Source organism: Variovorax sp. PMC12 (genome assembly GCF_003019815.1).
In the GTDB taxonomy this organism is placed as follows: domain Bacteria; phylum Pseudomonadota; class Gammaproteobacteria; order Burkholderiales; family Burkholderiaceae_C; genus Variovorax.
This window is the reverse complement of the sequence record NZ_CP027773.1, coordinates 1,789,358-1,804,207: the sequence shown is the minus strand read 5'-3', so window position 1 is coordinate 1,804,207 and position 14,850 is coordinate 1,789,358. Positions and strand designations below refer to the sequence as shown.

12 protein-coding genes are annotated in these 14,850 nt (G+C 68.8%); 6 read left to right on the top strand and 6 right to left on the bottom strand.

Annotation, left to right across the window (positions count from 1 at the left end):
* Positions 1-21: 21 nt before the first annotated feature.
* From C4F17_RS08410 to C4F17_RS08385, 6 genes are all read left to right on the top strand, one after another.
* Positions 22-4,743, top strand: coding sequence for a beta strand repeat-containing protein (locus C4F17_RS08410; protein WP_199851932.1), 4,722 nt, complete (start codon positions 22-24; stop codon positions 4,741-4,743).
* A gap of 186 nt (positions 4,744-4,929) precedes the next feature.
* Positions 4,930-5,712 carry a Crp/Fnr family transcriptional regulator gene (locus tag C4F17_RS08405; RefSeq protein ID WP_106934932.1) on the top strand — a complete coding sequence of 261 codons (783 nt, stop codon included), beginning with the start codon at positions 4,930-4,932 and terminating at the stop codon, positions 5,710-5,712.
* Between the two features lie 120 nt (positions 5,713-5,832).
* Positions 5,833-6,504, top strand: a complete 672-nt coding sequence (locus tag C4F17_RS08400; RefSeq protein ID WP_234382670.1) for a DUF1345 domain-containing protein — start codon at positions 5,833-5,835, stop codon at positions 6,502-6,504.
* Between the two features lie 43 nt (positions 6,505-6,547).
* Positions 6,548-7,402 (top strand): hypothetical protein, encoded by an 855-nt coding sequence (locus tag C4F17_RS08395; protein WP_106934931.1) that lies wholly within the window; start codon positions 6,548-6,550, stop codon positions 7,400-7,402.
* Positions 7,403-7,544: 142 nt separating this feature from the next.
* The gene (locus tag C4F17_RS08390) at positions 7,545-8,513 is read left to right on the top strand and encodes a Bug family tripartite tricarboxylate transporter substrate binding protein (protein WP_106934930.1); all 969 of its coding nucleotides are present in this window, start codon (positions 7,545-7,547) and stop codon (positions 8,511-8,513) included.
* 220 nt (positions 8,514-8,733) lie between these two features.
* On the top strand, positions 8,734-9,087 hold the full coding sequence (locus C4F17_RS08385) for an alpha/beta hydrolase (RefSeq protein WP_081266769.1): 354 nt from the start codon (positions 8,734-8,736) through the stop codon (positions 9,085-9,087).
* A gap of 76 nt (positions 9,088-9,163) precedes the next feature.
* Here the strand turns inward: C4F17_RS08385 and C4F17_RS08380 are convergent, their stop codons facing one another.
* The 6 genes from C4F17_RS08380 to C4F17_RS08355 all read right to left on the bottom strand — a co-directional run bounded on the left by C4F17_RS08380 (position 9,164) and on the right by C4F17_RS08355 (position 14,842).
* Positions 9,164-9,748, bottom strand: coding sequence for a DNA-3-methyladenine glycosylase I (locus C4F17_RS08380; protein ID WP_106934929.1), 585 nt, complete (start codon positions 9,746-9,748; stop codon positions 9,164-9,166).
* Between the two features lie 9 nt (positions 9,749-9,757).
* Positions 9,758-10,075, bottom strand: a complete 318-nt coding sequence (locus C4F17_RS08375; protein WP_106934928.1) for a chaperone modulator CbpM — start codon at positions 10,073-10,075, stop codon at positions 9,758-9,760.
* A 2-nt stretch (positions 10,076-10,077) separates the two neighbouring features.
* Positions 10,078-11,040 (bottom strand): DnaJ C-terminal domain-containing protein, encoded by a 963-nt coding sequence (locus C4F17_RS08370; protein ID WP_081266683.1) that lies wholly within the window; start codon positions 11,038-11,040, stop codon positions 10,078-10,080.
* 59 nt (positions 11,041-11,099) lie between these two features.
* Positions 11,100-11,750: a histidine phosphatase family protein gene (locus C4F17_RS08365; protein ID WP_106934927.1), complete on the bottom strand. Its 651-nt coding sequence runs from the start codon at positions 11,748-11,750 to the stop codon at positions 11,100-11,102.
* 13 nt (positions 11,751-11,763) lie between these two features.
* Positions 11,764-14,166, bottom strand: a complete 2,403-nt coding sequence (locus C4F17_RS08360) for an acylase (protein ID WP_106934926.1) — start codon at positions 14,164-14,166, stop codon at positions 11,764-11,766.
* A gap of 94 nt (positions 14,167-14,260) precedes the next feature.
* Positions 14,261-14,842, bottom strand: coding sequence for a glutathione S-transferase family protein (locus tag C4F17_RS08355; protein WP_081266686.1), 582 nt, complete (start codon positions 14,840-14,842; stop codon positions 14,261-14,263).
* Between the last annotated feature and the right edge of the window lie 8 nt (positions 14,843-14,850).

Genomic DNA, 14,850 nt, shown 5'->3' with positions numbered 1-14,850 from the left:
CCGATCCAAAAAGGAAAATCCATGAAGAAGAATCGCAAGAATCACGGCGCCGGCACCCCGGCGCTCGGCAGCGTTGGCCTTGCAGTGCTCGCCATGCTGATGGGCAGCGGCGCGCAAGCCGCCGATGTGAGCTTCGGCACCCCGTCCACAGTGACGGTCACGGGCCACAAGACCGTGCAGAGCGTGCAGGGCAACACCGTCGGTGTTTCCGCCGACACCTCGGACACGACGACCGGCGTCACCGTGGTCGGCCCGCAGGCCGGCACCAGCAACACGACGACCAACAACCAGGTCAAGCCCACCGCCATCGGCAACACCTTCACCAACTCGATCGACCTGTCGCTGACCGGCAATGCTCCCGACTCGAGCGCCGAAGGCTCGGCTTCGCTCGGCGTGCAGACCAACAGCGGCGTGGTGTCGAGCACCGCCAACAACAACGTCGTGAAGGTCGACCTGACCGGCTTCACCAGCGGCAGCGCTTCGAACACGGCCAACACCATCGCGGCCAGCACCACGCTGAACAGCGGCTCCTCGACGATCGCCGGCACGGTGCCGAACGACTACACCTCAGGGACGGCAGGCATCACGAGCATCAGCTACACGCCCGGCGGCAACTCCGCCACCGCGCAAGGCAGCATCGCCATCACCTCGGCGCAGATGGGCACGGGCGCCGCCTCCAGCGCGACGGCCGGCGAGAACGAGGTCACGCTGAGCCTGACCTCGCCCGCCACCGCCACCGTGACTGCCGGTCCGGTGCTCGACAACAACACCGTCTCGGCCACTCTCAAGGGCAACGCCGCGACCAGCACGGCCAGCATCCAGCCAAGCGGCGCGCCGACGTTCGTCGGCTCGGCCGTCGTGTCGAACCTGCAGCTGAACCAGGCTGCCGGCGTCGGCGTGACCCACAGCGCTGTCACCGAAGGCACGACCATCGGCGCGACCGTGGCCGGCAACGCCCCGGGCGTCACCAACACGCTGACGGGCGGTCTCTCGGTCCAGGGCAACACCGTGTCGAGCGCGGTCACCGGCAATGAGTCGCTGGGCGCGGCGGGCGTGGCGGGCAACCGGATCGTGCTGGGCGACGGCATGTCCGTCACCGGCTCCGGCGGCCCGGGCTTCAACAACGCAAGCTTCAACGGCGGCGCCTTGTCGAACGTCGTGGCGGCCGACCTGGCGATTCTCAACAGCCAGGGCAATGTCGGCGTCTCGCTTTCCAGCCAGACGCAGGGCACGTTCATCGGTGCCGCGGTGCAGTCGATCGACAACGGCTCGGTCAACCTTTCGGGCAACAGCGTGACCTCGGCAGCCACCGGCAACGCGGCTTCCAGCGCCATTGCCAGCGGAAATAACGCGGCTGCATTTGCAGCCACCGCCGCGCTGGCCAGCCAGCAGAGCAACTACCGCGCCAGCGTGGAAGCCAGCACCGGCCCGTCGGCTGTCGGCGTGATCTCCGGTTCCGAGAACGGCACCAACAACGCCAGCACGCTGACCGTGGGCAACAACCGCATCGCGGCCACCGCTTATGGCAGCAGCGTGAGCCAGAACCTGTCGCTCGAAGCGAATGCAATGCCCCTGGTCGGGACCGCATTCCTCAACGGCGGCAGTACGCCCGACGGCAACGTGAACGCCAACGGCGCAGCAACGGTGTCGAACCTGCAAGGCAACTACGGCGCCGCGGTCAGCGCCACGAACGCTCTCTCCGTCCTCGGCCTGAGCGCCGATTCGCGCGGCACCGGCGGCGACACCATCAAGGCGAGTGCCTTCGCGGTCAACGGCAACACCCAGGAAGCAGTGGCTGTCGGCAACAGCGCGGGCAATGCGCTGTCGCTGACCGGCACCAGCGTGGGCTCGGGCGCCGGCGTGGCCAATGTGCAGGTCGTCGACGGCAACTCGCCGGTGCAGGCCGAACTCGTCGGTGCCACGGCCACCGCGTACCTCGGCACGCATTCGACCGACACCAGCGTGGCGCTGACCAACAACCTGCAGCGCGCTGTCGGCTACGCCAATTCGGCATCCAACACTCTGAACGTTGCGGCCAACGGCGCCAACGTGGCTGCGGCGGGTGGACCCGCTTCGGTCGTGTTCGCTGCCGGCAACAACGTCAGCGCCGGCTACGGCGTGCTGAGCAGCCAGTCGGCGCTCGGCGACGTGACCGCCAGCGCATCGGGCACCGCGCAGCTCCTGCCGGTGAGCGCACTGCAAGTGCTGGTTGAAGGCAACGTCACGCGCGGCACCGTCACCAACGAAGGCAACGCCTTCGTCGGCGCGGCCTACGGCAACGACGTGGCCAACGGCGCGAAGCTCGCGCTGGGCACCGGCGTGACGACCACCGGCTTCTCGTCGGTGGCGAACGTGACCAGCGTGCAGAACGCGGCCGGTGCCGTCGAGGCAGCCGCGTCCGGTGGCTCGGTGGTGAACACGAGCATCGAGGACAACCTTGCGAACTCCTCGGTCTCGACGTCGACCAACCAGATCCAGGCGCTGGCCTACGGCAACCGCGCGAGCGGCAACACGCTGTCGGTGACGGGCAATTCGCTGTCCACCGCAAGCACCGCCGGTGTTCGCCAGGGCGCCGTGTCGAACGTCGGGCAGCTGATCACCGATGCTTCGTTCAGCGTGCAGAACGTGCAGACCGGCTCGGGCTCTGTCACCGCCACCCAGCGTGACACGACCACGAACCCGGCTTCGCCCCTCGCCGCACAGGTGCGCACGGACATCGGCGGCTCGGTCACGGGCTCCACGGTCGCGTCCAACGGCAACAGCTCCAGCGCTGCCGCAACGAGCAACAGCGCCACCAACGGCCTGACGCTTGCGGGCACCACTATCGCCACCTCGGGCGCGCTGCAGAACTCGCAAGGAACGAGTGCCGACGTGAATGCGCTGATCGGCCTGGCCGGTACGCCTGGCTCGCCGGCTACGCCTTCGACGCCGTTCACTTACAACGCGCACGTGCTGGATCCGGAAGCCCTCGGTGGCAACACCCTTGGCGGCAACACGACAATCACGAGCGGCACGCTGGGTGTGTTGCAGTCCAGCCTGACGCCTGCAGAGATCACTTACCTGACCTCGAACGGCTGGGCGGTTGGCACGGGTGCGAACGCCGGTCTGCTGACGGCACCCGCCAACATCCTGGGCGTCGTTTCGACGACCACCTACGACAACTTGCACGCGTCACAATCGGTACCCTTCAACGCAACGATCCCCGGCGCGTCCGCAACGGCAGCCGTACCGAACCAGGGCGGCGTCACCGTCGCCGTGGCCGGCGCGGTCACCAACTCGCAGCTGAGCGTCAACGGCAACACCGCCAACGGCGCGGTCACCGGCAACACCGCCACCAACAGCGTGTCCGTCACCGGCGGCAACATCGCTGCGGGCAGCGGCGCCACCGTGGCAACGGCGGGCACGCTGCCGCTGGGTTCCGGCACCGGTGCGCAGGCCGACCATGCGCTGTCGAACGTGCAGCAGGTGAACGAAGGCGCAAGTCTCACGACCAGCGTGTTCGGCACCTATGCCATCGACACAACCGCGGGCGCGGCCATCTCGGGCTCGACCCTGAGCGTGTCGAACAACAGCCAGCGCGGCAGCGCGGTCGCCAACACGGCGGCCAACAGCGTGGCACTGAGCGGCAACAGCGTGCAGGCCACCACGGCGCTGGCGTCGCAGCAGAGCAGCGCGGCTGCGGTGTCGGCCGGCTCGGCACTCGAGCTGTACGCACCGGGTGCGGTGTCGAACTCGTCGGTTGCTCTTTCGGGCAACAAGAACGTGTCGCTCGGCGTGATCAACGACGTGACCAACACGCTGGCCGTCACCGGCACCAACGTGACGCCCGTCGGCGCCGCCGTCAACGCGACCCTGAACCCGGCCACCGCCACCGGCGACCATGTGCTGAACAACAACCAGGTTGCCTCCACCAGCGTGAGCAGCGCGGCCAGCACGCGCCTGTACAACCAGGACCAGGTGGCAACCGCCACCGCGGGCCTGGCGAACAGCAGCGTGACCGTGACCGGCAACAGCACCGCGGCAGAAGCCTCCGCCAACCGCGCCGACAACAGCGTGGCCCTGAACGGTGCGGCGCTGCAAGGCGCCAACGCCGGCCTGGTCAACACGCAGAGCAGCTCCGCGGCAGTGGCGTCCAACGCCACCACCTCGGCCACGTTCCAGCTGAACGGCACCGCACCGGCCTCGGCCGCGGCGCTGAACAGCGGCGTGACGATCGACGGCAACAGCACCACGTCGCTGGCGCGCGGCAACGCGGCCACCAACGCGCTGAACGTCGCGGCCGGCAGCAGCTACGGCACCTCGACCGCCGGTACGGCCGGCAGCACGCTGGGTACCACGCAGGCCACGGCCGCCGTGCTGAACACCCAGGGCAACTCGGGTGCGGTGACGTCGAACGCCACGGGGACTTACCAGGTCGCGCTCAACGGCCAGGCCGTGGGCACCGTGCCGGGCCTGATCAACGGCACGGCGGCTGTCACGGGCAACACCGTGGCCGCGCAGGCGTACGGCAACAGCGCGACCAACACGCTGACCGTGACGGCACCGGCCACCGGTCGCCCGACCGCCGCCATCGGCAACTACCAGACCAACAGCGGCGCCATCGTCGCGACGGCCACTGGTGTGAACTACGGCGTGGGCGTGACGGGTGCGACCAACGGCAGCACCCTGCGCGCCGCGGGTAACCAGGTCACCGCCACGGCGGTGGGCAACTCCGCCGTGTCCACGATCGCGTCGGCCCGCTAAGGGTTGCCGCTCCAGCCCCGGCGGGATTTCCCTCGCCGGGGCTTCTTGTCCGCCCGGGCCGCTTGCGCGGTCCGGCGTCGCAGGCCCCAAGGGCGGGGCCATGCCGGGTTGGGCAATGCCGTACGCCGGTTCCGGATCGATCCACATCGCTTCCGGCTTGCCCTCTCGCCAGGAAAACCTTCAGCCATGTATCTGCATCCCCTCATAGCCAAAGTGCCGCCCGCCGAACGCGCGGCCCTGGTCCAGTGCAGCGAGTTGCGCTCGTACCGGCGCAACGACGTCGTGCTCAACGCCGACGAATGGACGGACCGCATCTACTGTGTGGCGAGCGGCCTCTTGCGCGTGGTCGCGCACGGCCGCGAAGACGGCGGCGACGTCACCACCGACTTCATTCGCCAGGACGACTTCTTTCTCAGCCCCTCATTCTCCGAAGACCGCTACCAGGCCATGCAGACGCTCGTCGCGGCCTTGCCGTCTTCGGTCTACCTCGTGCCCGTGGCGGCCGTGCGCAAGCTGTGCGGCCAGTACCCGGAAGTGGCCATCGGCCTGCTGGGGCTCGCCATGAAGCGCATGTCGGTCATTCGCGGGCAACTGCGCCGCATTTCCGCGCTGTCGTCCGAAGACCTGGTCAGCCGCGTGCTGCACCAGCTGACCCAGCTCGCCCCGGCCGTGACCGGCGGCTACGACAAGCGCATCACCCAGTCGGTGATCGCCTCTTACTCCGGCCTTTCGCGCGAGGTGGTCAACAAGACCATTCGCGACCTGGAGAGCCGCGGCCTCGTGCGACGCGACGAGCACGGCGTGCACGTGGACGCCGATTTCGCGGCCACCGACTTCGGCGGCCTGTTGCCGGTGGAGGAAAACCTCTCGCACATCGAGCCGCACCAGGGCAATCCGATGTTCGCGCCCGACATGCTCGACGGCTCGCGCGGCTCGGCCGACCGGACCGGCAAATCCGGACGGCCCTGATCAGCTTGCCTGCACCTGCGAGGCTTTCCATGAGATGAACCTGGGGCGTGGATGAAGTTTCGCCCGCAGTCGCCAGTTCGGCGCGCGCGCCGTATCCTCGACGGCGTTCTGCGGATCCACATGAAAACTTCAAGACACCCACTTCTTCGCCCGCTGGTCGCGCGGCCGCGGCTCTTCATTGCCGCGGCCATCGCCATCGCGGTCGGCATCCTGCTGCCGTCGGCCATCGAGGCCCACCTGGTCACGCGGCTGCTCATCGCATGGAACACCGGCGCATGCCTCTACGTGGCACTGGCCGCGACGATGATGATCCGGTCGTCGCCGCAGCACATGCGCTACCGCGCGCAGCTGCAGGACGAGGGGCAGATCGTCATCCTCGTGCTGGTGGTGGTGTCTGCCATCGCGAGCCTCGCGGCCATCGGCGGGGAGCTGGCGGTGGTTAAGGACATGCACGGCTTCGAGAAGATCGCGCACATCGCGCTGGCCGGGCTCACGGTCATGTCGTCGTGGGCCTTCACGCAGATGATGTTCACGCTGCACTATGCGCACGACTACTACGCGGCAGTCAGCAAGGGGCGCAAGCCGGGGCTGCAGTTTCCCGATGACGAGGTGCCGACCTATGGCGACTTCTTCTACTTCTCGGCAGTGATCGGCACTTCGGGGCAGACGGCGGATGTGTCCTTCGTGTCGAAGCCCCTGCGGCGCATCGGCTCGGTGCACTGCATCCTCGCGTACCTGTTCAACACGACGGTGCTGGCGCTGCTCATCAACATCGGCGCAAGCCTGTTCTGAGCGGCCAAGGGAGGGGAAATGCGGGCGTGCCAATAATGGCGCCATGCCTTCTTCGAACCGACTTTCCCCGACCCGTTTCTTTCTGTTGCTTGCGTTGCTGCTGGCCCCCTTGATGGGTTGGGCGCAAAGCCGCGCGGAAGCGCTGCTGCAGTTCGAAGGCGTGCAGGCGCGCTACCAGGCTTCGTATGCGCCGGGCGCGGTGGCGCGCGGTGCGCGCGAGCTGCTGGAGCCCGACGACCAGGCCATCGCCGACAAGGCCCTGAAGGCACTCGACGCCGCCGCCAGCCGGGCATTCAGCGCCAAGGCTTCCGTGGCCGCAATCCAGCAGGAAGTGGCATCTGCCGGCAACGGCGGTGCCGCGCCCAGCCCCCAGGTGCTGGCCGCCGTCGCCCGCTTCGCGAAGCTGCGCGCCGACTACGCCGCCATGAGCGAGGCCGGAAAGGCCGAATTCTTCAGCCGCGAACGCGCCAAGCCGGCCGACCCGGCGCGCACCGAACTGCTCGAACGCATGGCCGTGGGCGACGTGCGCGAAATCGATTTCTCGAGCCAGCTGCTGATGAGCGCGGTGGTCAAGCAGCTGGCGCGCGGCAACGGCGGCCAGCTCAGCGCCTTGCCCGACAGCACGCTCGACATGGCGCTGGACACCCTGTGGTCGCGCGGCGTGACTTCGACGCGCCCGCGCAACCTGATGATCGTGGCGCGCGAATTCGAAAAGCAGGTCACGCAGGCGCTGCTGGCCGCGTCGCCCGACGAAGACGTGGCCGCCTTGCTGGCCTGGCGCAACGAGCCGCAGGCGGCGGCCGAGCGCGAGGCGCTGGTGGGAACCTACCGCGCCGAGGTCAAGGGCAGCGGCGGGGTGGCGCTGCGCACGCTGATACGCGGCTGGCCGCGCTCCTGAGCGCAGCACCCGCGTTGCCGCAGGGGCGGCCCCTGGCGGTCGCCGTCGCATATCCGGAGGCGCGTGGCATCATGAAAACGCCCGGCGTCCCGGGTTCGATCCTTCTTCCTCATATCCCACAACAACACAGGAGACCTCACTCATGTTTCCCATCCGCATTGTTTCGCTGGCCATCGGGCTTGCCGTGTCGGTGATCGCACAGGGCGCCGCCGCCCAGGCATGGCCCACCAAGCCGATCCGGCTGGTCGTTCCCTTTTCCGCTGGCGGCGCCAACGACCTGATGGCGCGCGCGGCGGCCGAGGGCGCGTCGAAGCAGCTCGGCCAGCCGGTCATCGTCGACAACAAGCCCGGCGCGGGCGCGATCCTGGGGGCCGACGTGGTCGCCAAGAGCGCCCCTGACGGCTACACCTTTCTCGTGAGCGCGGCCGGCGTGGTGTCGAACAGCATGATCAAGAAGAGCATGCCGTACAAGGACGATGCGCTGGTGCCGGTTGCAATGATCGGTCTGGCGCCTTCGGTCATCGTGGTGCCGGCCAATGCGCCCTACAAAGACTTGAAGGAGTTCGTCGCGGCCTCCAAGAAGTCCGGCGGCGGCTTCCACTGGGCCACCGCGGGCACGGGCAGCACGCCGCATTTCGTCGAAGGCATTCTCGAGACGAAGTACGGCAGCAAGCTCGACGTTGTGCCCTACAAGAGCGGTTCGGAGTCGATCACCGCGGTGCTCGGCAGCCAGGTCGAGGCCACCTCGGAAGCCAGCATCGTGGTGCTGCCCTATGTGAAGAGCGGCAAGCTGAAGGCGCTGGCCGGCACCTGGACACAGCGCATTTCGGCCTACCCCGACCTGCCGACGGCGGCGGAAGAGGGCTTCCCCGAGATCCGCATCGCCCACTGGGCCGGCGTGCATGCGCCGCGCGGCACGCCCGACGCCATCCTGGACAAGATGGCCGCGGCCGTCGACGCCGCGATGAAGGCCCCGGCCACGGTCGAGCGCCTGAAGGGCATGGGCATCGAGCCTATCGGCGGCACGCGGGCGAGCTTCACCAAGTTCGTCGACGAAGAGCGCGTGCGGCTGGGCGGCGTGGTCAAGGCCACGGGCATGAAGGAAGACTAGCAACTGGCACGCAATGTGCATGCAGCTTGTCGAGCCGCGAGCGGATACGCAAATCGGCACGTTTCCAGCGCATGAAAGGGCAATTGAGTTAGCGGCGTCAGAAAGTTCCTCGTCATTGTTTCAATTTCATGAACACTGCGGTTCGATTGAATAGGGTTTTCCCTAGGAATCGTGGTGCACACTTGAGGCACTCAAAAGCCCAATGAAGAAGGAAATTGAAATGAAGACCTCGAACATCCTCGCCGCCGCCGCTCTGTCCCTGCTCGCCGCCGCTGGCGCCCACGCAGAAACCTACGAAGGCGTGCAGCCCCTGACCTCCGGCTACAGCCGCGCCGACGTGGCGCCCCAAGCCGTGGCAGCCGCCCGTGCCGGCAACGCCTACGGCGACAACGAAGGCGCCGCATCGACCGCAACCCCGGTCCTGGCCGCTTCCGTCGACCGCGCCACCGTTCGTAGCCAGGCCGTCGCCGCTGCACACGCACCTGGCCAGAACCTGCGCCCCGAAACCTTCGCCGGCAGCGTGATCCCCGCTCAAGCCAAGAGCCTGAGCTTCACGCGCCAAGCCGGCCTGTAATCGATGAAGGCGGCGCAAGCCGCTTCGGTCACAAGCCAATGAAAAACCGGACCTGCGAAAGCAGCGTCCGGTTTTTTCATTGGGGCCTGGCTTTGTGCCTGGCGCCGTGCCTGTGGCAGTCCGCGGCATGGTCGTCGACGATGCCGGTGGCCTGCATCCATGCGTAGACGATCACCGGCCCGACGAACTTGAAGCCGCGCTTTTTCAGTGCGGCGGAGATTTCCTCCGACAGCGGCGTCTTCACAGGCACGCTTCCGGTGCGGTTCACGATGGGCTTGCCACCAGCCATGCCCCAGATGAATTCAGAGAAGTCTTCGCCCGCCGCCTGCATGGCGAGGTAGGCACGCGCATTGCCGATGGTGGCCTCGATCTTCGAGCGCGAGCGCACGATGCCGGCGTCCTGCATGAGCCGTTCGATGTCGGCTTCGGTGAACTTGACGATCTTCTCGGGCACGAAGCCCTCGAAGGCTTTGCGGAAGGCGTCGCGCTTGCGCAGGATGGTGAGCCACGACAGGCCGGCCTGGAAGCCGTCGAGCATGAGCTTCTCCCACAGCGCGCGGCTGTCGTGCTCGGGCACGCCCCATTCGGCGTCGTGGTAGGCGGCCAGGAGCGGGTCGGTCTGGGCCCAGGCGCATCGGATTTTCGGGGGCTGTTGGCTCATCCCGCCCACCTAGCCCAGCCTGTGCGCGTGCAGCATCGCCTTCAGCCGCCGCACTTCGTGCTGCAGGTCGAGGATCAGCGCCGCCGCGTCCAGCCCCACGCCGAAGTCGCGTTCCAGCCGGCGCGCCTCGAGTGCGTATTGCAGGTCGGTGCTCGAGAACTGCCAGCGCTCGGGCTGTGTCTCGGGCGTTTCGATGCGAAGGATGCCGACCTCGACCAGTTGCATCACCCATGCGGTGTCGGCGCCCACGGCATGCGCCAGGTCGCTGGCCGCGAGCGGCTGCGAGGCGCTGATGGCGGTGGCGGTCGTGAGTGTGAAATTCACCATGCTCAGACTCCCAGATGCTGGCGTGGGTTGAACGATGCCGTGGCTTGCGCCAGCTGCTCGTAGGCCTTGCGGGCATCGTCGCTGTCGGCGGGCGGCAGCGCGATTTCGATCAGCAGGTACAGGTCGCCGGGCGTCTTGCCCGCGAGGCCCCGGCCCTTGAGCCGCAGCTTCATGCCGCCGCGCGCATTGCGGGGCACGGTCACCTCGACCAGGCCGCCGGTCGGCGTCGGCACCTGCACTTGCGCGCCCAGCGCCGCCTCGGCGGGCGTGACGGGCAGCGTCATGTACAGGTCGCGCTCTTCCACGCGGTACAGCTTGTGCGGCGCGATGCGCACTTCGAGGTACAGGTCGCCCGGCGGCTCGCCGCCGTGGCCGGGCATGCCTTGCCCCGCGAGGCGGATGAACTGGCCCGGATGCACGCCCGGCGGAATCTTCACGCTGAGCGTGCGGTTCTCCCAATGGGGATGGCCCTGCGCGTCGAGCGTCTGCGCGCGCAGCGTGATCTCGCGCTCGGCGCCGTTGAGCGCGTCTTCGAGGGCGATCTCGATGGCCGCGTGGTGGTCTTCGCCGCGCGCCTTGTAGTTCTTGCGCGTGGCGCCGCGCCGCTCGGCCTCGCCGAAGAGCGAAGAGAAGAACTCGCTGAAGTCGGCGTGGTCCGCGGGGCCCTGGTTGGGGCCGCGGTGGAACTCGAAGCCTTCGTCCCAGCCCGGCGGCGGCTGGAAGTGGCCGTCGGGGCTGCCGCCGCGCGCGACGCGCTCGGCCAGCGCGTCGTAGGCGGCGCGTTTTTCCTTGTCGCCCAGTACGTCCTTGGCCTCGTTGATGTCGCGCATGCGCTTCTCGGCGTCGGGCTCCTTGCTGACGTCGGGGTGGTACTTGCGGGCGAGCTTGCGATAGGCCTTGCGCACCTCGTCGTCGGACGCGGTGCGGTCGATGCCCAGAGCGCTGTAGTAGTCCTTGAATTCCATGGTGTGTGGCGGTTCGTTGTATGGACGGCTGGGGTGGGCTCGGGGCGCTTCGCGGGGTGCTAGGCCAGGGCCGCCTCGCCGTCTGTGTCTGCATGCCGCAGCAGCGGCGTCACGGCCCATGTGGGGCCGCTGCGTTCGAAACGCAATGGCTGCGCATTGCCCAGGAGCTTGAAATCGATCGGCACGCCCAGGAGCGCGGCCAGTGCGTACAGCGTGCCGCCGTGCGCCACCACCAGCACCGGGGCGGGCTGGCGCAGGGCTGCGTCGAGCGCGGCGCGCTTGCGCACGACGAACTGCGTGAGCGTCTCGCCGCCCTCGGGCTCGCAGGCCCAGTCGATGTTGGCCGACGAGGTGCCGATCAGCGCGCCGAAATTGCGCTCGCGCAGCGCTTCGTGCGCCGTGGGCGCCAGCCGCAGCGCGGCGGCCACCGTGTTCGCGGTGTCGAAGGCGCGCCGCGCATCGCTGCAGACGATGGTGCGGATCGGCTCGCCCGCCAGCAGCCCGGCGGCGCGTGCCGCCTGCTGCAGGCCGAGTTCGCTCAGCGGCTCGTCCGGCGCCTGGAAGATGCGCTGCGCATTGCGCCCGGTCTGGCCGTGGCGCAGGAAGTAGAAATGGTCGCAGGCCGGCGCGAGCGGCTGCGCCGCCGCGATGCGGATCAGCTCGTCGAGCCCGCTCGCGGCGGTGTGGGAAGGGGAAGTCTGTTGCGGCATGGACGAAATGATGTCAGTACGCGAGCTGCAGCGGCGTGCCCTCGCGCTGTGCCCGCACGTCGGCGGGGTGGAACGGCAGCGGGTGCCACTGCTTGGCCGCGAACAGCGGCAGCTGGTCGTAGGCGCGCGGCGAGGCCGGGTCGCTGCTCTGGCCGTAGGTCAGCAGGCCCTGGGCGACGGGGCCGTTGGCGTCGAAGGTCACGACCTGCATGTAGCTGCTGCCGTAGTTGACGTTGTAGCCCTTCGGGTCGATCAGCGACTGGCCCTGCGACTCCAGCTTGTTGAGCACGCCCTCGAACTCGTCGCCGCCATGCAGCGCGATCTTCTGGCCGCGCACCAGGCGCGATTGCGGCACGCCCAGCGGCACGTCGGCTGCGAAGCCGGCGGTGCGCAGGATGCCGACCGCCTCGCCCAGCGCCTTGAACACCGCGTCGCGCGTGGCGGGCGCGGCCATGTCGAGGCCGGCCGGCGTCGCCACGGGTTGGGTGGGGTCGAAGGGCACGCGCCAGACCTTCGGCACGTCCTTGGTCTTGCGCCAGAACTCGCGGAACAGCGCCGCGCCCTTCGAATCGGCATTGCTGGTGCGGTCCCAGGCCGACAGCACGCGGCAGCCCAGGGCCTGGTCGGCATTCAGCGTGCCGGCACTGGCCCGGCAGGCGGCCTGCAGGTCGTCCATCACCAGCATGCCGGCGAGGTTCTTGTCGCGGAAGATCACGCTGCGCAGCTCGGCCGCGCCCATGCGGTTGCCGGGCAGGCCGTCGCTGCCCGCCAGGCGGCCCCGGATTTCCATGATGGCGCTGCGCGTGCGCAGCCGCTGCGGCACGCCCACGGGGCCTACGAGCGGCGAGACGCCCGCCATCGGCGCGGTCTCGGGGTTGCTGAGCCAGAAGCTGTCGTTGCTGTTCTGCACGTAGTCCGGCGTGATGACCACCGGCATGCGGGCCGGCGCGATGACGCCGGGCGCGGCGGCCGCGCTGTCGCGGTTCCAGGCGCAGGCGCTGCGCGAACCGTCGAGCACCGGCAGCCCGGCCGCATTGAGCAGCGCGGCGGCGGCGGGCGAGGGCGCGCAGGCCTTGAGCATGTCGGCCGACACGTCTGGCACCACCGACAGGTCGGCGTACATGGCGTTGCCGTCACGGTCGGCCGCGATAGTGTTGATCCACGGCATGCCCTGGTTGCCCATGGCGGCGCGCAGCTCGGCCACGTTGCGGGCCTGGGCCATCTTCATCCAGCTTTCGGCCGAGCGCACGTTCAGCGTGTTGGCGTCGCGGATGGCGTAGGCCTTCTGCGCGGTCCAGCCCAGGCCGGCGCGCGGCAGCGAGATCACCGGGCCCCAGTCGGTCGAATAGAAGGTGTGCTGCAGCGGCGCGGCGCTGCCGCCCGTTGCCGCGGCCGGCAGCACCACGGTGCGCGCCACCATCTTCTTCGGCTGGCCGTCGACCAGGTACACCGTCGGGTCGCTGGGGTCGAGCTTCAGCTCGTACAGCGTGAAGCGCTTGCCCGTCGACACGGTGTGCGTCCAGGCCACGTCCTTGTTGAAGCCGATGGCCACCACCGGGCTCAGGCCGCCGGTGGCGCCCATCACGTCGACCTTGCCGGGAATGGTGAGGTGCATTTCCCAGAAGCGGTTGGTGCCGGTCCAGGGGAAGTGCGGGTTGCCCAGCAGCAGGCCACGGCCGTCCGGCGTGGCGTTGCGCCCGAACGCCCAGCCGTTGGAGCCGAGTTCGCCGCCCTCGGGGTTGGCGTTGAAGCTGTGGCGGCCGATTTCGGCGACGGCTTCCTTCAGCGCGACCGGCGCGGCGCTCGTCCTGGCGCCGGGGGCGGGCGGCACTGCGGCCAGCACCGCGCCGGCCAGCGCGCCCACGCCGCCCTGGATCATCGACATCTCGGTGGCGCGCGACAGGTCTGCCGCCGTCATCGGCCGCACCCAGGGCTTGCCGCGGCACTCGGCGGGCAGGCCATTCGGGCCGGCATCCTGCAGGTAGCGGTTGTAGCCGGCCACGTAGCCGCGCAGCGCTGCCTGCACGTCGGGGCTGGTGGTGGCGCCCGCGCGCGCCAGTGCCGCGTCGTCCATGTGATAGCGGATGAACAGGTCGATCTGCGCATTCGGCGCGCGGCCCAGGCCCAGGTCGCCGGTGTTCTGCGGCCCCAGGAACTGCGAGCGGTCGCCGCGCAGCGTGAGCAGGTGTTCGGCGGTCTGGCAGACGTTGTCCTGCGCATGCGCATAGGCGCTGCCGTACGCCAGCCCTTCGTAGTCGGGCGCGGTGATGTGCGCGATGCCGAAGGTGGTGCGCTCGATGGTCACGCTGCGCCCGCCGGGCGGCGGCGTGCTCGCGCAGCCGGCGAGCAGGGCGGCCAGGCCCATGGAAAGGGCAGTGAGCGCAAAGCGGGAGGGCGTGGCGTTCTTCGATGTCATGCGGGCGTCTCTATTGTTGGAATGGAACAAGCAAGCCGATTAAAGGACGAGCCTTTGCCGCGCGATGTCACCAGCGCGGCATGCCGCGCCGTATTCAGCCGAATTTCATGCCCTTGGGGCGGGCCTGCAGCCGGTTGATGTAGGCGTCGATCTTCGGGCGGTTCGAGCGGCCGCCGAATGCGCGGTGCCAGATGAACATGGAGCCGATCATCACGTCGGCCGCCGTGAACTGCGAGCCGAACAGGTAGGGCCCGTCGCCGAGTTCGCGCTCGACCGCATCCTTGGCGGCCTCGAAGTCGGTCCAGCCGCGGGCGCTGTTGTTGCTGCGGATCTTCAAGAGGCTGTCGCCCATCGCGGGCTCGAGCTGCGAGGTCGAATAGACCATCAGCGACAGGTAGCGCCCCCGGTCGACCGAGCCGACAGGCGGTGCCAGCCGCTTGCCGGGAAACTTCTCGGCCAGGTACATGCAGATGGCCGCGTTCTCGAACACGCGCGCGCGGCCGTCCACCAGCGCGGGCAGCTTGCCCGCCGGGTTGATCTTCAGGTACTCGGGCTTCTTGTGCGCCTTCTCGCGGATGAGCGTGGTCACGATCTCATAGGGCGCGCCGGTCTCGTCGAGCATCCATTTGGCGACCTGCGAGCGGCTTTGCGGGTCGAAGTAGAGCTTCATGGTCATCGCGGTGT